This is a genomic window from Acidovorax sp. KPB24-03 (assembly GCF_057546605.1).
Map to the genome: position 1 here is coordinate 1 of NZ_BAAJYR010000933.1, position 592 is coordinate 592.

Genomic DNA, 592 nt, shown 5'->3' on the forward strand with positions numbered 1-592 from the left:
GGTGCCTGGCCCTGCCGGCGCCGACGGCGGCGCTGGCCGGGGGCGTGCTGCTGGCCTGGGCCTATGCCGTGTTCAGCGGCTGGGGCGTGCCGGCGCAGCGCACGGTGTGCATGCTGGCCACCGTGGCGCTGCTGCGGCTTTCCGGGCGGCGCTGGCCCTGGCCCCAGGTCTGGCTGCTGGCCTGCGCGGTGGTCGTGCTGTCCGATCCCTGGGCGCTGCTGCAGGCGGGGTTCTGGCTGAGCTTCGTCGCGGTGGCGGTGCTTTTTGCTACTGATTCAATAGCAAAGGAGGTAAATGAATCTAGGGCATCGGGCCGATTGGCCGCCATGCTGCGCGAGCAGTGGGTGGTCACGCTCGCCCTCACGCCGCTCACGCTGCTGCTGTTCGGGCAGGTGTCCGTCGTCGGCCTGCTGGCCAACCTGGTGGCGATTCCCTGGATCACGCTGCTGGTCACCCCGCTGGCTTTGGCCGGCACCCTGTGGGCGCCGCTGTGGACCGCCGCCGCGTGGTGCGTGCTGCCGTTTGCCGGCCTGCTGCAGTGGCTGGCCGCGTTGCCGTGGGCCGCGGTGTCGCTGCCCGCCGCTCCGGTGTG

1 protein-coding gene is annotated in these 592 nt (G+C 71.8%); it reads left to right on the top strand.

Annotation, left to right across the window (positions count from 1 at the left end):
• Positions 1-592 (top strand): ComEC/Rec2 family competence protein (locus AC27KI_RS26880; protein WP_487116958.1); only part of this gene is annotated, 592 nt, incomplete at both ends.